Origin of the sequence: Flavobacterium sp. Arc3 (assembly GCF_041431375.1) — a bacterium.
Taxonomy (GTDB): Bacteria; Bacteroidota; Bacteroidia; order Flavobacteriales; family Flavobacteriaceae; genus Flavobacterium.
The window spans coordinates 36,420-59,296 of the sequence record NZ_JASMRI010000005.1 but is presented as its reverse complement, the minus strand read 5'-3'; the positions used below and the strand labels follow the sequence as shown (position 1 = coordinate 59,296).

The 22,877-nt window shown below is 33.2% G+C and carries 23 protein-coding genes; 7 read left to right on the top strand and 16 right to left on the bottom strand.

Going from position 1 to position 22,877, the window contains the following annotated elements; genetic code table 11:
- Positions 1-101: 101 nt before the first annotated feature.
- The 3 genes from QO200_RS04870 to QO200_RS04860 all read left to right on the top strand — a co-directional run bounded on the left by QO200_RS04870 (position 102) and on the right by QO200_RS04860 (position 5,539).
- Positions 102-2,201 (top strand): glycoside hydrolase family 97 protein, encoded by a 2,100-nt coding sequence (locus tag QO200_RS04870; protein WP_371537075.1) that lies wholly within the window; start codon positions 102-104, stop codon positions 2,199-2,201.
- A 163-nt stretch (positions 2,202-2,364) separates the two neighbouring features.
- The gene (locus QO200_RS04865) at positions 2,365-4,140 is read left to right on the top strand and encodes a discoidin domain-containing protein (protein WP_371537072.1); all 1,776 of its coding nucleotides are present in this window, start codon (positions 2,365-2,367) and stop codon (positions 4,138-4,140) included.
- Positions 4,141-4,159: 19 nt separating this feature from the next.
- The gene (locus tag QO200_RS04860; RefSeq protein WP_371537069.1) at positions 4,160-5,539 is read left to right on the top strand and encodes a M28 family peptidase; all 1,380 of its coding nucleotides are present in this window, start codon (positions 4,160-4,162) and stop codon (positions 5,537-5,539) included.
- Between the two features lie 137 nt (positions 5,540-5,676).
- Here the strand turns inward: QO200_RS04860 and QO200_RS04855 are convergent, their stop codons facing one another.
- The 4 genes from QO200_RS04855 to QO200_RS04840 form a co-directional block, all read right to left on the bottom strand.
- Positions 5,677-6,774 (bottom strand): AI-2E family transporter, encoded by a 1,098-nt coding sequence (locus QO200_RS04855; RefSeq protein WP_371537066.1) that lies wholly within the window; start codon positions 6,772-6,774, stop codon positions 5,677-5,679.
- A gap of 91 nt (positions 6,775-6,865) precedes the next feature.
- On the bottom strand, positions 6,866-7,966 hold the full coding sequence (locus QO200_RS04850) for a PAS domain S-box protein (RefSeq protein ID WP_371537064.1): 1,101 nt from the start codon (positions 7,964-7,966) through the stop codon (positions 6,866-6,868).
- Positions 7,967-8,259: 293 nt separating this feature from the next.
- On the bottom strand, positions 8,260-9,078 hold the full coding sequence (gene kdsA / locus QO200_RS04845; protein ID WP_371537061.1) for a 3-deoxy-8-phosphooctulonate synthase: 819 nt from the start codon (positions 9,076-9,078) through the stop codon (positions 8,260-8,262).
- A gap of 167 nt (positions 9,079-9,245) precedes the next feature.
- The gene (locus tag QO200_RS04840) at positions 9,246-9,698 is read right to left on the bottom strand and encodes a 2-dehydro-3-deoxyphosphooctonate aldolase (RefSeq protein WP_371537059.1); all 453 of its coding nucleotides are present in this window, start codon (positions 9,696-9,698) and stop codon (positions 9,246-9,248) included.
- Between the two features lie 179 nt (positions 9,699-9,877).
- Between QO200_RS04840 and QO200_RS04835 the strand changes: the two genes are divergently transcribed.
- Both QO200_RS04835 and QO200_RS04830 read left to right on the top strand, forming a co-directional pair.
- Complete coding sequence (locus tag QO200_RS04835) at positions 9,878-10,435, top strand: YeeE/YedE family protein (protein ID WP_371537056.1); 558 nt, start codon at positions 9,878-9,880, stop codon at positions 10,433-10,435.
- A gap of 3 nt (positions 10,436-10,438) precedes the next feature.
- Positions 10,439-10,852: a DUF6691 family protein gene (locus tag QO200_RS04830; RefSeq protein WP_371537053.1), complete on the top strand. Its 414-nt coding sequence runs from the start codon at positions 10,439-10,441 to the stop codon at positions 10,850-10,852.
- Between the two features lie 50 nt (positions 10,853-10,902).
- Here the strand turns inward: QO200_RS04830 and QO200_RS04825 are convergent, their stop codons facing one another.
- From QO200_RS04825 to QO200_RS04785, 9 genes are all read right to left on the bottom strand, one after another.
- Entirely contained in the window at positions 10,903-11,574 is a 672-nt protein-coding gene (locus QO200_RS04825; RefSeq protein WP_371537051.1) for a lysoplasmalogenase, read from the bottom strand.
- 9 nt (positions 11,575-11,583) lie between these two features.
- Positions 11,584-12,855, bottom strand: coding sequence for a sterol desaturase family protein (locus tag QO200_RS04820; protein WP_371537048.1), 1,272 nt, complete (start codon positions 12,853-12,855; stop codon positions 11,584-11,586).
- Between the two features lie 102 nt (positions 12,856-12,957).
- Positions 12,958-13,233, bottom strand: coding sequence for an ATP-dependent Clp protease adaptor ClpS (locus QO200_RS04815; RefSeq protein WP_371537046.1), 276 nt, complete (start codon positions 13,231-13,233; stop codon positions 12,958-12,960).
- A 134-nt stretch (positions 13,234-13,367) separates the two neighbouring features.
- Positions 13,368-14,201, bottom strand: a complete 834-nt coding sequence (gene prmA, locus QO200_RS04810) for a 50S ribosomal protein L11 methyltransferase (RefSeq protein WP_371537044.1) — start codon at positions 14,199-14,201, stop codon at positions 13,368-13,370.
- Between the two features lie 107 nt (positions 14,202-14,308).
- Entirely contained in the window at positions 14,309-15,061 is a 753-nt protein-coding gene (tpiA, locus tag QO200_RS04805; RefSeq protein ID WP_371537041.1) for a triose-phosphate isomerase, read from the bottom strand.
- A gap of 51 nt (positions 15,062-15,112) precedes the next feature.
- Positions 15,113-15,613, bottom strand: coding sequence for a TlpA family protein disulfide reductase (locus QO200_RS04800; RefSeq protein ID WP_371537039.1), 501 nt, complete (start codon positions 15,611-15,613; stop codon positions 15,113-15,115).
- Positions 15,614-15,821: 208 nt separating this feature from the next.
- The gene (locus QO200_RS04795; protein ID WP_371537037.1) at positions 15,822-16,898 is read right to left on the bottom strand and encodes an ABC transporter permease; all 1,077 of its coding nucleotides are present in this window, start codon (positions 16,896-16,898) and stop codon (positions 15,822-15,824) included.
- An 80-nt stretch (positions 16,899-16,978) separates the two neighbouring features.
- Positions 16,979-18,079, bottom strand: coding sequence for a BT_3928 family protein (locus tag QO200_RS04790; RefSeq protein ID WP_371537034.1), 1,101 nt, complete (start codon positions 18,077-18,079; stop codon positions 16,979-16,981).
- A gap of 13 nt (positions 18,080-18,092) precedes the next feature.
- Positions 18,093-18,635, bottom strand: coding sequence for a DUF1599 domain-containing protein (locus QO200_RS04785; protein ID WP_371537032.1), 543 nt, complete (start codon positions 18,633-18,635; stop codon positions 18,093-18,095).
- A 165-nt stretch (positions 18,636-18,800) separates the two neighbouring features.
- Between QO200_RS04785 and folP the strand changes: the two genes are divergently transcribed.
- A complete protein-coding gene (folP, locus tag QO200_RS04780) occupies positions 18,801-19,625 on the top strand; it encodes a dihydropteroate synthase (protein ID WP_371537030.1) in 825 nt (274 codons plus the stop codon).
- A gap of 137 nt (positions 19,626-19,762) precedes the next feature.
- Positions 19,763-20,380 (top strand): hypothetical protein, encoded by a 618-nt coding sequence (locus QO200_RS04775; RefSeq protein ID WP_371537027.1) that lies wholly within the window; start codon positions 19,763-19,765, stop codon positions 20,378-20,380.
- A 47-nt stretch (positions 20,381-20,427) separates the two neighbouring features.
- Here the strand turns inward: QO200_RS04775 and rlmH are convergent, their stop codons facing one another.
- From rlmH to QO200_RS04760, 3 genes are read right to left on the bottom strand one after another with little or no spacing between them, the layout of a single operon-like run.
- A complete protein-coding gene (gene rlmH / locus QO200_RS04770; RefSeq protein ID WP_371537025.1) occupies positions 20,428-20,901 on the bottom strand; it encodes a 23S rRNA (pseudouridine(1915)-N(3))-methyltransferase RlmH in 474 nt (157 codons plus the stop codon).
- Positions 20,902-20,959: 58 nt separating this feature from the next.
- On the bottom strand, positions 20,960-21,268 hold the full coding sequence (locus QO200_RS04765) for an antibiotic biosynthesis monooxygenase (protein WP_371537022.1): 309 nt from the start codon (positions 21,266-21,268) through the stop codon (positions 20,960-20,962).
- A 45-nt stretch (positions 21,269-21,313) separates the two neighbouring features.
- On the bottom strand, positions 21,314-22,813 hold the full coding sequence (locus tag QO200_RS04760) for an adenosine deaminase (RefSeq protein WP_371537020.1): 1,500 nt from the start codon (positions 22,811-22,813) through the stop codon (positions 21,314-21,316).
- Between the last annotated feature and the right edge of the window lie 64 nt (positions 22,814-22,877).

The window sequence follows — 22,877 nt, the reverse complement described above, 5'->3', positions numbered from 1 at the left end:
GAAGGGCTTTTTTAAAAGTAGTATATAATTAATGGAAGCCGAAAGGATACTAGTTCTGATTTTACTATTTTAGCTTCACTAAAAACAAAAACAATACATACATGAAACATTTTTTATCAGCTATTCTATTTTTAGCCTTGAGCACGCTTCAAGCGCAAAGTGTAGCTTCGCCTTCTAAAAAGATTACATTAGACTTTAAGTTGACAGCAAATGGGCAACCTAGTTATGCCGTTAATTATAAAACCAAAGCTGTTGTATTAGAGAGTGCAATGGGAATTAAATTGAAAGAAAAGGCAGCTCTAGACGCTAATTTTAAGTTATTAGGAAGTGAAAACACGTCTTTTAATGAAACTTGGAAACCAGTGCTAGGCGAGCAATCTTCTATTATTAATCATTATAACGAATTAAAGATTTCACTTATTCAAAATGAAACTAACGTGAAAATGAATATCATTTTTAGAGTTTTTGATGAAGGTGTTGCTTTTAGATATGATTTTCCTAAACAATCAGAACTGAATTATTTTATTATTTCTGAGGAAGTGACGCAGTTTAACTTAACAGATAATTATAAAACATTCTGGATTCCTGGCGATTTTGATAGCAATGAATATGAGTACAATGAGACAAAACTGTCAGAGATTGACAACTCAAAAATTGATATGAATAATGGAATTGGCGTCAAATCAATTCCTGGAAAATACATTGTTCAATCACCACTAATGATGAAATCAGCAGCTGGTTTATACGTTAATATTTTTGAAGCCGCCGTAGTAAACTATCCAGTAATGCATTTGAATGTTGATGTGAATAACTACCATTTAAATGCGCAATTAGTACCTAATGCAATAGGTGATAAGGCCTATTTGCAAGCGCCTTGCGTATCGCCTTGGAGAACAATTATGATAAGTGATGATGCGAGGGACATTGTAAGTTCTAAAATGATTTTGAATTTGAATGAACCTTCTAAAATTGAAGATACTTCATGGATTAAACCAATGAAATATGTTGGAATCTGGTGGGAAATGCACGTAGGGAAATCAACATGGGATTTTGCGGGTTCTCAAAATGCACAAAACTCATTAACACAAGATTTAATCCCATCAGGAAAGCACGGCGCAACAACAGAAAACACGAAAAGGTATATTGACTTTGCTGCCAAGAATGGTTTTGATGGAGTTTTAGTTGAAGGTTGGAATGTAGGTTGGGAAGACTGGTTCGGGAATTGGAAAGAAGAAGTTTTTGACTTTGTTACTCCTTACCCAGATTTTGATATCGCTGCTCTTTCGGCTTACGCCAAATCAAAAGGAGTGAAGATTATCATGCATAATGAAACATCAGGATCTGTTGCTAATTTTGAACGGCACCTTGACCGTAATTTTGAAAACATGGTAAAGTATGGTTATCCAGCGACGAAAACCGGTTACGTAGGGAAAATTATTCCTCGTGGCGAGTTTCACGATGGCCAAACTATGGTGAATCACTTTAATTTTGTTGCCAGACGTGCTGCAGATTATAAGTTAATGGTAAACTCTCATGAATCGTCAAGGCCTACAGGTTATAGCAGAACATATCCAAACTACATCGCTGCCGAAGCCGCTCGTGGAAATGAATTCAATGCTTGGAGTGTGGGAAATCCACCTATGCATGAAACCATTTTGCCGTTTACAAGACAATTAGGAGGACCTATGGATTATGCGCCAGGGATTTTCGAAATTAAAATGAGTTATTACGATAAAACGAAGACAGAGCAGGTTCACACTACTTTAGCTAAACAGTTGGCTTTGTATGTAACGATGTATTCTCCATTACAAATGGCCGCTGATTTACCTGAAAACTATGAAAAGTATAGTGATGCTTTTCAGTTTATTAAAGATGTCGCTGTAGATTGGGATAAAAGTAAGTACCTTGAAGCAGAGCCAGGTGATTATTTAACCGTTGTTAGAAAAGCCAAAGGTTCAGAATCTTGGTTCCTAGGAGCAATTACTGATGAAAATGCAAGGAAATCTGAAATTAAATTGGATTTCTTGACAAAAGGTCAAAAGTATAAAGCCATCATCTATGAAGATGCAGAAAATGCAGATTGGCAAAAAAATCCGATCGCTTATAAAATTAAAACGATTATAGTAACAAGCAAATCAAAAATCAATTTGAACTTGGCACGAGGAGGAGGAACAGCAATTAGTTTCGAACCAGTTAAATAGTATAATTTAACTTGTAAAAAGAAATTGAAACCAGTTTGAAATTCTTTTTAGAAGTAAATACTAATTTATGTAATCCTGCAAGTACTATACTTCTTGCGGGATTTTTTTTGAACTTTTGTAAAGAATCTAGGTTGTAATTTCGAATAAAAAAAACACTTTAATTATGAAAAAAAAGAGAAACATCATTTTCAAATTACTATTTATAGGCTTATTATTTTTTTCGGTTCAGGCTGAAGCCCAGCAAAAAACCTATTGTAACCCAATCAATATTGATTATGGTTATTGTCCAATTCCTAATTTTGTAACGCAGGGAAAACACCGCGCTACTGCTGACCCAGTGATTACTTTTTTTAAAGGAGAGTATTACCTTTTTTCTACGAATCAATGGGGATATTGGCATAGTAAGGATATGCTAGACTGGAAATTCATCTCTAGAAAATTTCTTAGACCAGAGCATGACGTTTACGATGAACTATGTGCACCCTCATTATCATTTGTAAATGATACGTTGTTAGTTGTAGGCTCCACTCATGGTAAGGAATTCCCAATCTGGATGAGTACAAATCCTTCTACTAATGAGTGGAAAGAATTGGTTCATAAATCAGAAACAGCAGCCTGGGACCCATCAATCTTTTGGGACAAGGAAAAAGATGAAATTTATGAGTACTACGGTTCTAGTAATTTATATCCTTTATATGGTGTAAAATTAAATAGAAAAACGTTTCAACCAGAAGGGGATGTAACTCCTTTAATAGCGCTTAATGATGAAGAACACGGTTGGGAACGCTTTGGTGAAAATAATGACAATACTTTTATGCAGCCCTTTATGGAAGGAGCATTTATGACCAAATACAATAATAAATATTATTTGCAATATGGAGGTCCCGGAACTGAGTTTAGCGGTTATGGTGATGGTGTTTATGTTAGTGACAAGCCACTTGGTCCTTTTGAATACCAGTCTCACAATCCTTTTTCCTATAAACCAGGAGGATTTGCAAGAGGAGCAGGGCATGGAGCAACCTATCAAGATGATAAAGAGGCTTTCTGGCATGTGTCTACAATTGTTATTGGTACTAAAAACAATTTTGAAAGACGTATCGGAATTTGGCCTGCAGGTTTTGATAAAGACGGAATTTTATACTCTAATACTGCATACGGTGACTATCCAACTTTTTTGCCTTCGCAAAATAAAAACCATCTAAGGGATAATTTCTCAGGCTGGATGTTATTAAATTACAACAAACCGGTTCAAGTTTCTTCAACTTTAGGAGGCTATCAAGCTAATAATGCGGTGAATGAAGATATAAAAACCTATTGGTCAGCAAAATCAGGAGAAAAAGGAGAGTGGTTGATTTCTGATTTAGGAGAAAAGAGTACGATTCAAGCAATCCAAATTAATTATGCAGATCAGGATGTTAGCTTAATGGGGAAACCAGAAACGACATCAGGCCATCAATATGTTGTGTATTATTCAGATAATAGTAAAGACTGGAAGATTCTTGTTGATAAAAGCCAAAATAAAAAAGATGTACCACATGATTATATTGAGCTTGAAAAAGGGGTTTCAGCACGTTATGTAAAAATTGAAAATAAAGGAATGCCTACAGGTAAATTTGCACTTTCAGGTTTCAGAATATTTGGAAAAGGAAGCGGAAAAATTCCCAATAGTGTCAATAATTTTGTTCCTTTACGTTCAGAACCGCTTAAAAAAGGAGAAAGACGTAATGTTTGGTTTAAATGGCAACAAAATCCATTAGCTGATGGTTATGTAATCTATTTTGGTAAATCTCCTGATAAAATGTACGGTTCTATAATGGTTTACGGAAAAAACGAATATTATTTTAATGGTTTAGATCGATCGGATGCTTATTATTTTCAGATTGAAGCTTTTAATAATAACGGAATCGGACCGCGAACAGAAATTAAAAAATCAGAATAGAAACTAACCACAATAAAAAATGAAAAAAACTACTGTTTTAGCGCTAGTCCTTTTTAACGGATTTGCACTTTTTGCACAAAAAAATGACGAACAAGTTCTTAAAGAAGTATACAAGTCAGCACTGACTAATTCTAAATGCTATGCTTGGCTTGATGATTTATCTAATAAAATTGGTGCCCGTTTATCAGGATCAGTAGGAGCGGAGAAAGCAGTTGTATATACAAAAGCTGAAATGGAAAAGCTAGGTTTTGACCGTGTGTATTTACAAGAAGTAATGGTGCCAAAATGGGTGCGAGGAGAAAAAGAAACGGCTTATATTCTTGATAAAAGCAATAAAATCACAGTTCCTATTTGTGCTTTAGGTGGATCAATCTCCACAGCCAAAAACGGTTTGACAGCCGAAGTAGTTGAAGTCAAAAGCTTTGAAGAGCTAACTGCATTAGGAAAAGATATAATTAAAGGCAAAATTGTTTTCTATAATCGTCCAATGGAGAATGAGCAAATCGAGTCTTTTCACGCTTATTCAGGAGCGGTAGATCAAAGATATGTTGGTGCACAAAAAGCAGCAGAGCTAGGAGCTGTTGGAACAATTATTCGTTCGATGAATTTAAGGTTAGATGATTTTCCTCATACTGGAGCACAAAGTTATGGTGATCTTCCTAAATCCCAATACATTCCTACTGCAGCAATTAGTACAAATGGGGCTGAGCTATTGAGTAAGAGTTTAAAAAACAATCCTAAACTGACTTTCTATTTCAAGCAATCATGTCAGCAATTTGACGATGTATTATCGTATAATGTTATTGGAGAATTAAAGGGATCGGAAAATCCAGATAATATAATGGTTGTAGGTGGGCACTTAGATTCTTGGGATCTGGCTGATGGTTCTCATGACGATGGGGCAGGAGTAGTGCAAAGTATGGAAGTGGTGAATATTTTTAAAAATATAGGATACAAACCCAAGAATACTATTAGAGTTGTTCTTTTTATGAATGAAGAGAATGGTTTAAGAGGTGGTAAGAAGTACGAGGAATTAGCTCAAGCTAATAATGAAAACCACATATTTGCTTTAGAAAGCGACTCAGGAGGGTTTAGTCCAAGAGGATTTTCACTAGAATGTAATGAAGCTAATTTTCAAAAAATAAGTAACTTTTCAAAGTTATTTGAACCTTATTTAATACACAGTTTTGTAGAAGGTCACAGTGGTTCAGATATTGGTCCATTAACTTCAAAAAACATTGTAAAAGCAGGTCTAAAACCAGATTCACAACGCTATTTTGACTACCACCATGCTGCAAATGATAAATTTGATGCGGTTGATAAGAGAGAGTTAGAGTTGGGAGCTGCTACTATGGCATCATTGATGTATTTAATTGATCAGAACGGAATATTAAAATAAGTAACATTACTGTTATTGATATAAAAGCCACAAGTGATATTCTTGTGGCTTTGTTATTTTGGTTAAGTAGTAATTTTTGTAGAAAGAGTACTTACTTATAAAATACCTGAATTAGACATATTGGAATGTTGATAAAACTAGGGCTCTGTTTTAGTTTGTCCTTCATCTTCGCCTTCCCCTAATAAGATGGATAAGGTCTTTAAACTGTCAGTACGATCAGCAATAAGTTTTGCGATACTTGCGAATGGTATGAACAAAATCATTCCTGCAGCGCCCCATAAAATTCCTCCTGCAGTAATCATTATGATTATAACTAAAGTATTGATTTTTAATCTGCGGCCCACTGCTAAAGGAAATATTACGTACGCTTCTAAAGCTTGGACAATTGAAAAAACCACGATAACACCTACTGGATACCAAATCGAATTAAAGGTTATCCAAGAAACCGCAATGGGTAAAAGAGAGGATATCATGATTCCAATATAGGGGATAAAAGTGAGTATAGAAGCGATAAAACCAAACATAAATGGATGAGGAACGCCAACAATTAGAAGACCAATACTATTTAAAAGCCCAACTATAAAATAAACTAATAGCATTCCTTTTATAAAGTTATAATAGGCACTTATTGTTTCAATCAAGACTTCATGTACCGTTTCTTTTCTGTCAGCAGGAAAAATTTGATACAACACTTTTGCTAATATCTGACGATAATATAGAATTAGAGCCGAAAAAACAGGTACTATTAAAAGAAAAAATAGGGATTCTGAGAGTGAGTATAACGAGTTTCGAAGTAGTGAAAAGGCTTGTGTCCCTGAATTATTAACAGCATTTTTTAAAAATGCTATTTGTTCTTCTGTAGTTATTTCAAATCGCTGTGCAATGAACACACTGATTTGGGTTAAAGTTTCCAAAAGTTTTTTACTGAGTAGCCCCCATTCATTAGAAAACTCATTAATTTGTAGAATAAGTAAATAGACAATGATTGCAATAAAAGAGATAACGACTAAAAGAGAACTAAGAATAGCACCCATTTTATTGAACCCTTTACTTTCCATCCATTTACAAACCGGGTAAAGAATAAAACTAATCAACAAAGAAAAACTGAGAGGAATAAAAAGTGTTTTTCCGTAATAAAGTATAAAACAAATAAACACGATATATTGTAGTATTTCAAGTGTTGAAAATTTACCGTTCTTAGAGAGTTGTGTTGGTGTTTTCGGAATTTCTATCATAAGAATTTTAAAATTAAACAATTAGTTGTTTCTATTGTGTTGTCATTCCACTTCTTATAATTAAACGCTAACTTAATCGCGCATTTTAATTTTAGTTATTAAATGTTATGATGAATTTAGCACCTTGATTTTTTTTACTTTCTACTACTATCTGTCCTCCTAGGCTAGTAATGTGATTGTAAACTAAATAGAGGCCAATACCGTGACTGTCCAAATTATTATTGAATTTTTGATGTAAACCAAAAATTTTATCTTTGACCTTATCCATATCAAAACCAATTCCATTATCAGCTATAATTAATTGCTTATTTCCATTAACAACCCTTGAATAAATAGAAATAATAGGTACGAGATTAGGCTTTGAATATTTTATAGCATTGGTTAGCAAATTCAGAAAGATACTTTTCAAATAACCTCTGTTGAAAACAATAGTTTCAAGCTCTGAAAAATTAACATTAATTATTGCACTTGAATTATGGATAATTGAATTTATGGAAAGTAATACATCATTTGAAATAGTATTAAAACTTAGTTCTTCAAGATTAGAATTTATTTCATTTTTTTTATTTAAAATAGCTATATATTCATTTAGGGTTTGTTTTAAACCTTCTGTCGAAGATTTTAAGATAGTAATGAACTCAAGCGTTTCTGAATCTGTAATTGTAGAGAGGTCTAAAAGCTCAAAAACAGCAAGCATATTATTGACTGGAGACTTAATATCATGTGCAGTTGAATAGGTCAGCTGCTTGAACTCATGATTAATTTTTGTGAGTTTGGCTAGATGTATATTCCGTTCTTCTTCAAGTTCTTTCCGATACGTTATGTTTTTGGCAATCGCATAGATTACTTGATCACTTTCTATAGGTAACGAAGTCCATAAAAGCCATACAATAGCACCACTTTTAGTTACATAACGGTTTTCAAAATTAATTAAAGATATCTTATTTCTAAGGTCATTTCGAGCGCTGGAGGTACTACCTTTATCTTCATTATAAACAAACTCATTGATTGGCTTAGACAGTAATTCTTCATTAGAATAGCCCAGTAATTTTGACACTGCTGGGTTTACCTTTTTCAAATAGCCATCATACCCAGCTACACATAATAAATCTACTGACAAATCAAAAAACTTTTCGAAGTTTTCAAAACTGCTATAATTATCATTTACAACATGTGCTTCTGTTCGTTTCATTTCCCCCATTCCTTCAAAAAATAATGCCTTCTTGCTAGTAAAGGCTAGTTTAGAACTGAAATACTAAAGTAACTATAAATTATCATATATCACAGAGACAGGGTTAAAACTACCCAAATGAATCGTCATTTACAATATGAACTGCTTTTTAGAATAGAAAAAGGAGATTGTCTCTAAAAGACTATCTCCTTTATAATTTTGCAATTCTCGAAATTATAAGCTACTTCAGTTATATTTCTTGTTTGATTAAAGTAGTACTATTTACTCCTTCTATTATTAACCCCTAAAAAAAATTAAAATGAATTAACCGTTTTTCTAATCGCTACAAGCTTAGTCATTAAAGCCTCAAAATAATCCAAATGCAGCATATTTGCTCCATCACTTTTAGCATTAGCCGGATCAAAATGTGTTTCAATAAAAATTCCATCAACACCTACTGCGATTCCAGCCTTAGCAATTGTCTCAATCATATCTGGTCTTCCTCCTGTAACACCTGCCGTTTGATTAGGCTGTTGCAATGAATGTGTTACATCAAGTACGGTAGTTGCATATTGTTGCATCGTAGGAATTCCTCTGAAATCAACAATCATGTCTTGGTACCCAAACATAGTTCCACGATCAGTTACCATTACGTTTCCATTGTTACAATCTAATACCTTTTGTACGGCATGTTTCATGCTCTCAGGACTCATAAATTGTCCCTTTTTTAAATTTACCACTTTTCCTGTATTGGCTGCAGCCACAACTAAATCAGTTTGACGAACCAAAAAAGCAGGAATCTGAAGGACATCTACATATTGAGCGGCCATATCTGCATCTTCATTCGTATGAATATCAGTTACAGTAGGAACCCCAAAAGTTTCCGACACCTTTCTTAGTATTTTTAGCGCTTTTTCATCGCCTATTCCAGAGAAACTGTCAATTCTTGAACGATTGGCTTTTTTAAACGAACCTTTAAAAACGTATGGAATCTGTAATTTATCAGTGATACCAATCAATTTTTCAGCAATGCGCATAGCCATTTCTTCACCTTCTATTGCGCAAGGCCCAGCAAGTAAAAAAAAGTTACCGCTATCTGTATGTTTAATTTGAGGAATATCTTGTATGTTCATAATAGTTATATTTGAAAGTGCAAAGATAGTTATGATTTGCAACTTAATTTTAGATTTTATTTCTTTTTTAAGAAGCCATTCCTGCTATTCGCTTGTATCTTTCTGTTTTTAAAGAAAAAACAGCAAGGATACCGCTGCTATCAGGGCTAGGGCAAGAGTTACAGCATTTAAAACTTCTTTAAACTAAGACCCAGAGGTACCATTATAGCTCCTTTTTCATAAATATTTATATATAGAACGAGGGGTTTCTTTAATCCATCCCATGTTATTTCATATACATCGAGAAATCCAGCACCCATTTCACTTCTTTTTGCAGGAAATGGACAACAGCTTTCTATTTTTTTAAAAGTTATTTTCTCCCCTTTAGGCCCAGCTAATGCATTTAGAAAACGTTGTTGATTTATAGAATCATCTTTAATACTTCTATAAAAAATATTTATAGGGTAGTCCTTATTGTAGCCATATTTTATGTCTTTGCTGTATTCAGTAATCACAAAAGTATTATTCTTGGAAATCTGAGGAATAGGAGCATTGTCATCTATATTTTGCAAAGTAGATTTTGTGCTTATGCAAGAAACAGCCATGCCGAGTAAGAAGATAAAAAAAAGTGTTTTTTTCATGATATAAAATTATTTGAGACTCCATGCAGTTGAAAAAAAAAACTATTGATCTGTTTTTAATTAATAGTTTATAATATACAAATATATAGGAAACCAATCTCTAAAAATAATTGTGTTGCAAATAGTGATTACTTTAAAAGTAAGAATCGTTACTTTTGCAAAAAAATTAATTAAAAAAGATGAATATTATTTTTCAAACATGGCCGTGGTATGTATCCGGTTTTTTGATTGGCATGATAATGCTTTCCTTAACTTATTTTGGTAAAACATTTGGTATGTCTTCTAATCTACGCTCTTTATGTTCTATGACAGGATTAGGTAAACGTGTTGCTTTTTTTGACTTCGATTGGAAAGCACAGCGTTGGAACTTAGTAGTAGTTTTAGGTGCGATGCTGGGAGGATTTATAGCTGTTCAGTTTATGAGTGATCCTTCAAATGTTGCTATTAATCCAAAGACTATTGCTCAATTGGCAAAATTAGGAATCGATGCTCCAAACGGAAAATTGATGCCGGATGCCCTTTTTGGACCTGATATTTTCAGTTCTCCAAAAAATATTTTAATCTTGTTAATAGGTGGCGTTTTAGTTGGTTTCGGAACTCGCTATGCGGGTGGATGCACCTCGGGGCACGCGATTTCTGGTTTGAGTAATTTGCAAATTCCATCTTTAAAGGCTGTTATAGGATTCTTTATCGGAGGATTGATTATGGCCTATTTATTATTTCCCTTAATTTTCTAGAATATGAAAGTATTAAAATATTTATTGGTTGGTTTAGTTTTTGGAATTGTACTGACAAAATCGGAGGCGGTTTCTTGGTATCGAATCTATGAAATGTTTCAGTTTCAGTCATTCCACATGTACGGAATCATTATGACTGCAATTGGTACTGGAATCATTGGAATTCAGTTGATAAAAAGAAGAAATATAAAAGACATCAAAGGCTTAGCAATTGAAATCCAAGATAAAGAGCAAGGATCGACAAGATATTGGGTTGGTGGATTATTTTTTGGATTGGGTTGGGCTCTCGTTGGCTCGTGCCCAGGTCCTATATTCATTTTGTTAGGTGCTGGCTTTTGGAGTGTTGGTATTGTTCTTTTTGGTGCGCTGTTAGGAACTTATCTATATGGCGTCTTGAAAGATAAATTGCCTCATTAATTGCCGTAATTTAAAAACTAAAAAATAGCATTTTCTAAAAATAGAGAATGCTATTTTTTTTGATTTAATTTTAAAATACCAGATACTATTAAATACTGGGCAACAAGATAAGTTATCATAATAAGAAATGAGCTCATTACTAATGGATTGTAAAACTTGTTGAAGGCGAGAATACTATCTGAACTTATAAAAATAATTGCACCTATCAGGATATACCATTTTGCTGGAGCATGCCATATTAGAAAGCCTTTGAAAGCAAATAATAGCATTGTTGAGATAACCAATGCGTAAACAAAAACAGGAATAGTTAAATCACCTAGGCTAGGCAGTAGCAAAGCAATCATTACAATTAGATACATTATAATTGCTGTAACACCCATCCAGAAAACAGCTTTACTTTTGGTGTTTTTGGGTTTTATTTGTTTGTTGAACAAAAGGATATAGGCAATGTGAGAGAGTAAGAAAGCAATTAAACCAACAATGAAATACATTTCGTCTCGATCAGCAAATAAAAGTATAATGTCACCTATCCAAGAAAAGGTTAAAGCTATTAACAGGTATTTCTTTGAAGGGAAATCACGATGAAAATATACGCCTACTAATAAAAAGGGAAGCAAAAAGGGTTTAATATACCCAGTAATATCCTCGTAACCTAAGAGTATAATTAGTAGATAGATAACACTTACAATGAGATAACTTTTTAAAAATAATGTGTTTTTCATGGTCAATTTTTAGACAGTGAGAAGTGCTGTGTTTTTTGTTTTAAATTCTAAAGCTACAAAATAAATAGATATTACTAATGAAAGCAGAAGGTAGCTGATAACTATATAATTTCCCATTGCAAATAGAGAATTGAGTCCAAACCAATCTCCAAAATAGTAAATAATACCTAAACCAAATAGAAAACGAATTGTTTCCCAATACACTGAGAAACGGCTTTCATCCATTAATTCAGTATAACTATATACTGTTATGAATATAAATAATCCATAAATAAAAATAGTAGGTAATCCTATTTGACCTATGTTGTTAAAAAGATAACTGACAAATAATAATGTCATTAATACTTGTGCAATTGACCAATAAATAAGTTTAGAAGATGCTTTAGTTCCATATTTATCAAAAGCATAAACGTTTGTAATTTTAGTGACGGGGTATTTTTCTTCAAAGTTTTCAGGACGCCAACCTGTGGGTTTAAACCAAATCGTAAATTTATCTTTCCAGTTCTGTGAGCGCCAAGCATCAGAAATCAACAGACTTAAATGTTGAAAGTTAATGCGAATAGGGTTCCAAGTTTGTGCGGGTCTTGTAATGCCAAAAACGGGAGGAATAGCTTCCAGTTCCTCTTGGAACGTATTAAATAATTTATCCCAAATAATAAAAATTTGAGAATGATTCTTGTCGATATATTCTGGATTGATTGCGTGATGTACCCTATGGTGAGAAGGCGTAACGAGAATGTACTCTAAAAAGCCCATTTTTTTAATATGCTTGGTATGGTACCAAAATTGTAAAAACAATTGAATAGGAAGTGTTATAACAATTACAGTAGTGGGAACTCCTATAATAGCTGCAGGAATAAGTAAAAAAGTAAATAGATTTACAAAACTTGAAACTGTTTGCCTTAAAGCACAAGCAAGATTAAACTCTTCACTGCTATGATGAATCGCATGTTTGTTCCAAAAAAAGTTGACTTGATGTGCTATACGGTGGATCCAATAGCCGTAAAAATCAATGATGACAAAAGCAACTAAATAAGTAAGGATGTTGGCTTCTAAATGGAAAATAGCGATTTTTGAAACAATCCACTCGTAAGAAATAAAAGTAATGCTAAGACCCAATACGTCCTTTACGGCATTTGTAATTCCAGAACTGATACTAGAAACACTATCCATTAAAGGAACGTTGTCTTCACCTTTGTAAGTACCGTAAATTTTTTCTATGACAATCAGTACAAAGAAAAGGGGCATTGCGATTAGTAATATTTTACCATATTCTTCCATAAAAGCCTTCTGTTTTATCCAAATATAGAATAAAATAGAATGTTTTTTGAATTATTTGTAAAAAAAAATGGAACAGGAATTAATTTTATTCCTTTACGTAATCTAAATAATCTCAGCACTTAAACCCGCTTCTAACAATCCAGTGCATTGTGGCTTTAACTTACTAAGTGGACCCGTTTTTACGGTACACTTTCCATTATAATGTACAATTAAGGAACATTGTTCCGCTTGTTCAGGAGTATGATCACAAACACGCACTAAGGTGTCGATTACATGGTCGAAAGTGTTGACGTCATCATTGTAAACGATGATTTCGTTATTTTTAGAGGTAACTTCTTTTACACTAACTTTCTCTCTTACTTTTTCTTTTGTACTCATTTTTAAAGAATTTAGGTGGTTAGATAAAAATATAGTAGGATTGTCCTACATCAAACTCACCTCATTGGGAATTAGTTTTATAAACTACTTCCCAATGATTTTTATGGTTGTTTTTGTATTACTGTAATTAGCTCCTAATTTACGTATTTTAATGAAACCCAGTTGTTTCTTTCAAATTTTTTAACATAAGTTAATCCTCTTTCTGTGCAAGAAGCATCAATAAAAGGGATATCTTGCTCGTAGAAACCGCTTAGAAGAAGGGTTCCTTTTGGGTTGAGGCAATCTACGTAGCTTTGCATATCATTTAACAAAATATTTCTGTTGATGTTGGCAATAATTAAATCATATTTATGACCTTTCAATAAAGAAGCGTCTCCTTCATAGACAGTAATGTGTTCACAATTATTGCGTTCTGCATTTTCTATAGAATTCAAATAACACCAGTTATCAATATCGATAGCATCAATTGGCTGAGCGCCTTTCATTTCTGCAAGAATAGCTAAAATAGCTGTACCACAACCCATATCCAATGTCTTCATGCCTGTAACTTCTGTCTCTAACAAGTGCTGAATCATCATGTGTGTCGTCTCGTGATGCCCTGTCCCAAAGCTCATTTTAGGTTCAATCAAGATATCAAATTCAGCATCAGTTTTAGGGTGAAAAGGAGCACGTACGTGACAATTTCCTTCTACATCAATTGCTTCAAAATTTTTCTCCCATTCTTCATTCCAGTTTACCTGATCAATTTCTTCGAATGTATATTCGATTTTAAATTCCTCTGATTGTAATATTTGGATGTTTTCTAGGATTGTTTCGTCCCATAAGTCCTTTTGTACAAAGGCAGAAATTCCTGTCTCTGTTTCAGTAAAACTTTCAAAAGCAGTTTCTCCCAGTTCAGCGATCAATATTTCCGACCCTAATTCTTTTGGTTCAACCGTAAAATGGTAACCGATATATATGTTTGACATGTTTAATTTTTTTGCAAAGGTACTATTTCCTTTTTATCGAATAATATAAAAATAAAAAAAGGCGGTAAATTCAATTACCGCCTTTCCTATTATATTAAAGAATCAGTTTAAATTGCATTCACAATTGCTATGAAATCATCTGATTTTAAAGCTGCACCACCTATAAGACCACCGTCTACATCTGGTTTAGAGAAAATTTCTTGGGCGTTTTCTGGTTTTACACTTCCTCCATAAAGAATAGAAACTTCGTCAGCGATATCGCTCCCGTAAGCTTTTTGAACTGTTTGTCTAATGAACTCATGCATTTCTTGTGCTTGATCTGGAGATGCAGTTTCGCCTGTTCCGATAGCCCATACTGGTTCGTATGCCAAAACAATATTTCCCCAATCTGAAGCTTGAATGTTGAATAATCCATCTCTCAATTGATTTTCTACTACATTGAAATGATTTTTAGATTGACGGTCTTTCAATTCTTCGCCAAAACAAAAAATTACAGTCATGTCATGCTCTAAAGCAGTATTTACTTTGTTTGCAATTAAGGCATCCGTTTCATTAAAAATTGCTCTGCGTTCTGAATGTCCAAGAATTACAATATTCACACCAACGTTTTGCAACATATCAGCAGATATTTCTCCTGTAAATGCACCAGCTTCTGCTTGATGCATATTTTGGGCAGCAACATCAATAGCAACGAACTCTAAATGATCAACCGCTGTAGCTAGATTAATGAAAGTAGGAGCTACAATTATTTGCACTTCGGTTTCAAAAGGCATTTTATCGATCAATTCATTTAATAAATCTTCAGTTTGCTCAGCATTTTTATGCATCTTCCAGTTTCCTGCAACTATCTTTTTTCTCATTTCAATTTGTGTTATTTAGTTCTTTATTTTTAGTTCTTTTTCGAAATACTATTATTTTAAGTCAGCTAACGTTTCGTTGATTTTATCAAAATCAGTTTCTATCGCTCTATATAAAACGATTTTACCAGTTTTGTCTACAATGATGTACCTCGGAATCCAATCTAAATTAATTGCTTTTGCGAAGACACCTTCCATTTGGTCATTGGCCATAAAATGATCCCCTTTAAGTTCGTGTTTATCGATGCCTGCTTTCCACTTATCAGCTGCTTTATCCATTGAGATAAATACATAATCTACGTCAGGATTATTTGCTTGTAGTTTTTTTATTTTTGGCATTGCTTTTACACAGTCGCTACACCACGAGGCCCAAATTTCTATGACCACCGTTTTTCCTTCGTGTTTCTTTAAAACATCTTGAAAAGCTACCTGACTTCCATCAGTGGCCAGTAATGTTTCTGATAACGCTTCTTTAGAAAACGCGGTTTTATCTGTATTTGAATTGGAACAGGAAAATGTTAAGAAACCGACTAATAAAGCAAATATTTTTTTCATTTTTTTATTTTTAACAAAGTTAAACAAACATTCTAAATAGGGCATATAGATTAAGAAAAATTGAATTACACCTTTTAAAATAACAAAACCATGCTAATTTGTTATAAAATCAGAAATGAAATCGTAATAGTTGGACTTAAAATAATTTTTGGAATAACCTTATTACTGATTTTATCTAAAAAACTACTCGAAAATCAAATTTTGAGTGTTAGGAAAGCCTAATTTTAGGATCTAGATAGGCATAAATAATATCTACAAGGATGTTAATAATGACGAATGTGGTCGAAATAACTAGTACTGAACCCATTATTACAGGCAAGTCTAGATTGTTTAACGCTTCCACTATTTCTTTTCCTAATCCATTCCATCCAAAAATAAATTCAACAAATACCGCACCAGCTAGCATCGAGGCAAACCATCCAGAAATAGCCGTAACGACAGGATTTAAGGAGTTCTTTAAAGCATGTTTTCTAATGATTTGATATTCAGAAAGTCCCTTAGCTCTTGCAGTACGGATATAATCCTGACCAAATGTTTCCAATAAGGAGTTACGCATTAGTTGAATTACAACTGCCAGCGGACGTATTCCTAATACTACTGCGGGCAAAATAATGCTTTTCCATTGGATATAGCTGCCTTCACCAAAATCATCTACTTCATACAAACTTCCTGTCATATTTAAATGGGTGTATTTTTGTAATACAAAACCAAATAGCCAAGCAAATAAAATCGCGCTAAAAAAGGAAGGAATACTCATACCGAGTGTACTTACAAGCGCAATCAAACGATCGATCCATGTATCTTTATGCAGCGCTGAAATGATTCCAAACAGAATACCAAAAACAATAGCGATTACAATGGCAAAAAATGCCAATATCGCTGTACTGGGTAATGTGTTTCCAATGATTTCTGATACTTTCTTTCCGCTTTTCTGAAAACTTTCTCTCAAATAGGGAGCTTTGATCACTAAATTTAAATTGGAGAAACTAAATAATTGTGTCGCATTGTATTTTTCTTCACTCAAATAAGTATAATCTGATTCGTTTTTACTGTGTAAGGAAATAGGGGAGAGGTCATTTAGGTAATATAAATATTGGGTAGAAATTGGTTTGTCAAAGCCATATTTTTTTTTAATCAATGCCAATTGCTCTGAATTTTCATTTTGATCCAACATCATTCTTGCTGGATCTCCGGGCAAAACATTAAATAAAAAGAAAATGACCGTAATCACTCCATAAAGGGTAAGTAGTGCATATCCGAACTTATTTAAAAAGTATTTCAGCATGTTATTTTGTCTACGGTTAAATGTTTAAATATTGAAGTTAAAGCATACTTTATCTTCCGTATTTTAGGATTCGGGTTTACTTATAATTTCAAATCTTTAATATCGTTGTAATGCACTTTTTGTTTCACAGTTCCTTTTTCTAGAACTACAATACTTGGGTTAGCTCTTTCAATCGTTTTTAAAGCGATTGCGTCACAAGTATAGAAATCAAAAGTAAGGCCATATTTCTTTTTAGCTTTTTCGATTTCTTCTACGGCAGAGTTCGTCATTCCAATTACTTTATATCCTTTGGCCTTCGCGTCCTGGCTTAGTTTTTCCAGTTTTTCCATACCGCCTTCTTCAGCAATAGTTAAGTCATAAGTAACAAACATCAGTAATTTAGGCTCTGCTAAAAACTCGTCTTTATAGTCTGAATCGTCTTTCATCATTGTGAAATCATGAATAGGAGGCACATAACCTTCGGTGATTATTTTATCTTTCCGGTCAACGAAATCGGCTCCTTCAGGGAGATTCATCAAATCATCGGTTGAAAACTCAGTATTTACTCCATTTACGTTATAGATAAAAATCATTTCTACAACTGATTTTGGTGCACCTTCAGGAATTTCCATTCCTTTTTGGATATTAGTTCCCACTTTATAAGGGCGAAAGTCAATTAGAGGTAAATGATTAAGTACCCATACCGCCATAAACATACATAAGATGATGCTGGCATAGGCTATTATGTTTTGGGCGCTATTTGCAAAAAGCGGTTTTACTAATTTTTGATTAATGAATAAAATAAGGATAAAGAATAATAAAACAATATCCTTAGTAAAAGATTCCCAAGGTGTTAAATGCAAGGCATCACCAAAACAACCACAATCTTTTACTACATCGAAATAAGCAGAGTAGAACGTTAAGAATGTAAAAAATACAATCATAAGCAATAAACTCCCGATCGTAAATTTAGATTTGTAACCTATAAGAAGCATGACTCCAAGAACGACTTCGACAATGACTAAAAATAGAGCCAAGCCTAGTGCAAAGGGAACTAAAAACGGAATATTAAAAACGGGTTCGCTAAAATATTCAGCCAGTTTATAAGAGAAACCTACTGGGTCGTTTAGTTTTATTAATCCTGAAATGATGAAAAGTAAGCCAACGAATATTCTAGAAAATTGAGTAATTATGTTTTTCATTTTTATGTTTTTTTTATTTACTGAAACCCATTAATATTAAAGCGAAAATAGAATAGTTAATCATGTCTTGATAATTAGCATCTATCCCTTCTGATACAATTGTTTTTCCTTTGTTGTCTTCTATTTGTTTTACTCGAAGTAATTTTTGCAAAATCAGGTCTGTTAGTGAACTCACACGCATCTCGCGCCAAGCTTCACCATAATCATGATTTTTGTTTTCCATTAATTCTTTGGTCAGTTTGACTTTAGCATCATATAATTCAGTTGCTTTTTTGACTTCTAAATCAGGTTGAACTGCTATTCCTAATTCCAATTGGATTAAAGCCATTATCGAATAATTGATGATCCCGATGAATTCACCGGTTTCATCTTCGTTTACTTTTCGAACCTCATTTTCCTGTAAACTACGTATTCTTTGTGCTTTTATGAAGATTTGATCCGTTAATGAAGGTAATCGTAATATACGCCATGCACTACCGTAATCGGTCATTTTATTGATAAATAGCGAACGACAAATCGCAATTACGTTATCATATTCTTGAGAAGTATTCTTCATTATTGATGTATATTTGTCTAAAATTTCTTCAAAAATAGGAATTAATTTTAAAAGGTTTAAAGTTTCAGGTTTAAAGTTAATGGAATAGTTGAGTTTTGCATTTGAACAACTTTAATCTTTAAACATAGAAAACTTTAAACAAGGAAAACCTTAAACAATGATTTAATGACAATTAACTGTAAAGGACAGCTTATCGATTTATCGACCCCTAAAGTAATGGGGATTTTGAATGTGACTCCCAATTCGTTTTTTGATGGAGGAAGGTACAATGACGAAAGGGAATTATTATCTCAAGTCAATAAAATGATAAACGATGGGGCTACTTTCATTGATATAGGCGCCTATTCTAGTAAACCTAATGCAGAATTCGTTTCTGAAGAAGAAGAACTAGGCAGAATCATTCCTGCAATTCAAATAATCTTGAAAAATTTTCCTGATGCGTTACTTTCGATAGATACTTTTAGAAGTGAAGTAGCCAAAGCCTGCATTGAAAATGGTGCTGCGATAATAAATGATATTTCGGCTGGAAATATGGATGATGCGATGTTTGAAATTATTGCCAAATATAAAGTTCCGTATATAATGATGCACATGCGCGGTACGCCACAAACGATGCAAGGAATGACAAACTATGATGATATTGTCAAAGAAATGTTGTTTTATTTTTCAGAAAAAATTAATAAGGCGAGGAGTTTAGGTATCAACGATTTGATTATTGATCCTGGCTTTGGCTTTGCAAAAACAATTGACCAAAACTATGAAGTACTAAGAAAAACAGAATTATTTCAACTGTTAGAATTACCATTATTAGTTGGGGTATCAAGAAAATCCATGATTTACAAACAATTGAATTCCAGTGCAAAAGAAGCTTTAAACGGAACTACAGTTTTAAATACAATTGCGTTATCTAAAGGAGCTACTATTCTCCGGGTTCACGATGTGAAAGAAGCAGTGGAGTGCGTTCAACTTTGGAAAAAAGTTAATTTATAAGCGGATTAAGAGAATAACGGTAATTCGATGTAAGCACTAATCAATAAGTGCACAACGAATTTCAATTACTCAAATAAAAACCAAAAATCGGAATCATTTTTCTGTTATTTTAAAAAATAAATAAATAATATCTACATATGAAATATTTAAGTTTAGTTATCATTTTTCTATTAGTGTCTTGCGGAAGTAAAGAAGATATCTTATTGCCAAAATCGAATGTTACTGTGGTAAGTGATGTTATTGATCATTCTGCAATTTATATTTTTTTTAGAACAAGCGGCAAAGATACTTTGGCAGAAGTCAACCGAAAAAACAGCATAATTACAACCAATTGGATTTTAAATATTGATAAGCGTTTGCCGTTGAAATTAGTTATTCCTGAGGTAATGAAATTACAAGACAAGAAACGTAAAGAGAAAGCCCATAAAAACGAAAAAGCCGAAAATTATTACTCCTATGCCGATACAATAGGGAAGAATATGGCTTTTATTCCTTTCACGAAAGTGTATTATAAAATGGAAAAGCCACTAGGAACGATTATCTATTTTGATAAAAGCAATGAAGTTTTAATTGAAAATAGTGTCGTTGAAAGAGAAAAAATTAAAGAGATGTTTACTACGGTATTGCCTAAAGAATTAGCTAACAATTTTATTTTTATGTTTGACAAAAACATGAGTTATGGAATGTACATTCAAAATAAGATTTTCATTGAAAGTTTAAAACTGGACAATAATAGCGAGGAGTTTATCTATTAAAAGACATTGTGCTTTATAGCTAAAAACTAATCACTGTATATTTTTCTTTACTGATGATGATAAGGCTCGTTTTTCAAAATCGTAAACCCGCGATACAATTGTTCGATAAAAAACAAACGTACCATTTGATGTGAGAATGTCATTAATGAAAGTGATATTTTTCCTTGTGCTTTGGCGTAGACCGTATCAGAAAATCCATAAGGCCCACCAATTACAAATACTAAAGTTTTGACTCCAGAATTCATTTTCTTTTGCAATTCTTCAGAGAAACCTACACTAGAAAAGTTTTTTCCATTTTCGTCTAATAGAATCAATTGGTCGGTAGCAGTAATTTTTGACAAAATCAATTCACCTTCTTTCTCCTTTTGTTGGCTTTCAGATAAATTTTTAACGTTTTTGATATCTGGAATAACCTCTAGGTCAAATTTGATATAAAAAGACAATCTCTTGGTATAGTCGTCAATCAAGGATTGTAATGCTTTATTATCGGTTTTGCCAATGGCTATTAATTTGATATTCATTTTCAATTTTATTAGGGACGTTGCTAAAGACTCAGTATGGTGTTAAATCACTTTTTAATTAAGCTAATTTTATCTTTTCTAAAATAATTTCGTAATGCTCTACAACGGGAAATGGATCGTAATAATCGTGGAGTAATTTTTTCCATTCTAAATACTCGACTGATGTTCTAAAACCAATGACATGATCTTCCAGCTTTTCCCAATCCACAAGAAGTAAATACTTGTTTTCGTGCTCGACACACTTTCTTAAACTATGTCCAAGATACCCATCAATCGCACTGATGTACTGTCCCGCAATTTTAAAATCATGTTCAAATTGTTTCTCTTTCCCTTTCTTTATATAAAGTATTGCGGTTTCTAGAATCATAATTTATTAATTAAAATTAGAAAATAGGTATGCGATGACAGATTGTTATAAAGGAAAATTAGCCTCAAAAGTTTTAAATCTCAAATCAAGATCTTTCAATAATTGTTTCTTTACGGATTCGTCTTTGATAAAACTGTAATTAATACTGTTGTACACGTATTGCTTGATATCAGCATAGGATATCTCTTTGTATCTCTTGGCCAATAAAACATATTGTTCGGTCATATTAGATCTTAATATTCCGGCATCATCTGTACTGATAACGATGGGAACGCCAAATGCGCGATACAATGAAATAGGATGGCGGTTTTCTTTAACTCTTAAAATGAATTCATTACTGACTAGGTTAATTTCGATAGCTATCTTATTTTTTGCCATATAACGCAACAACTCGTATGATTTACCTTCGTAAGCAATATCAACTCCGTGCCCAATTCGATTTGCTCCAGCCGTATAAACAGCATCGTTGATATGTGATGTTAGGTCTTCTGGTTGAACTAGTCCTAAGGTAAGTTCGCCTGCGTGCATTGAGTATTTTACATTAGGGTAATGAGAATGGCAATAGTTAAACATCACCATGTGTAACCAATAATCCTTCATGGACGTTTCACCATCTTCTGGAGAAACAATGTTAACACCAGCCATTAACGGACTACTATCTGCAGAGATAAAAGCGACTACTAAGTTTTTGAAGAGATCCACTGGTTCCATAAAACGCAACACAAAATTTTGATAACGCATTGTGAATTTTTTATCGTCAATTTTCAAATCGGTATGTAGTTTAGTTACAAAGTTTACATTAAAATCCTTTGCATCTGCTGCTGCGTCTCTTTTTAGCATCGTTTCGTAAAGAATGTCAAGAAGTGCTTTAACTCCTTTTTCGTCCTTAGCATTTGCTAATAATCGTAATTGTGTATTGAAAGCAGATAGGTCAGCAGTATTAATTTTAGAAGGGATGGTGGAGAATTCGGTTTCGATATAACTCACGTTTTCCTTAATTGCTCTATTTTTTAGTTCCAATAAACCTTCGCCAAAATGACCTGCAATTGCTGGACTAAACTTGCCAAAAGACTCAAAAAATAACTTATCTGAAGGATAACTCACGTGGTTATAATCTTTTACCGACCATTTTTCCATTATTTTTTGTTTGTAAATACCCAGTTCACCTCGATTATTTATCGCAGAGAATTTCTCCCAGGTTCCAGTGGCTGGTTTTTCCTTAAGTACCTCCATAGTGGCAGTATTCAAGTAAAGATTTTCGGTTATTGCATCTTCTAACATTGGTTCGGCATAGATGGAACCACTAAAATGGTGGTGTAGATCACCTCCTTTTGGCATTTGGGAAAAGAAAGCTGTCAGTTCAGCTTCATTATTTCTAATTTTCTCTAAATAAACGCTAGGAGATTGTGAGTAGCTTAGATTCAGCATTGCCGAAAAAAGAAGCGTATAAATTAATTTCATAATATCTGTTTTTGTGGTTCCGATAATTATCGGTAAAATTGCAGCAAACGAATCCAGTTTGAGAGTCTGAATTATAGTTTGCATAGCACTATATTTATGCCAAATATGTTATTCAGAATAAATTGCTGGCAAAGATAAGCGATTTAGC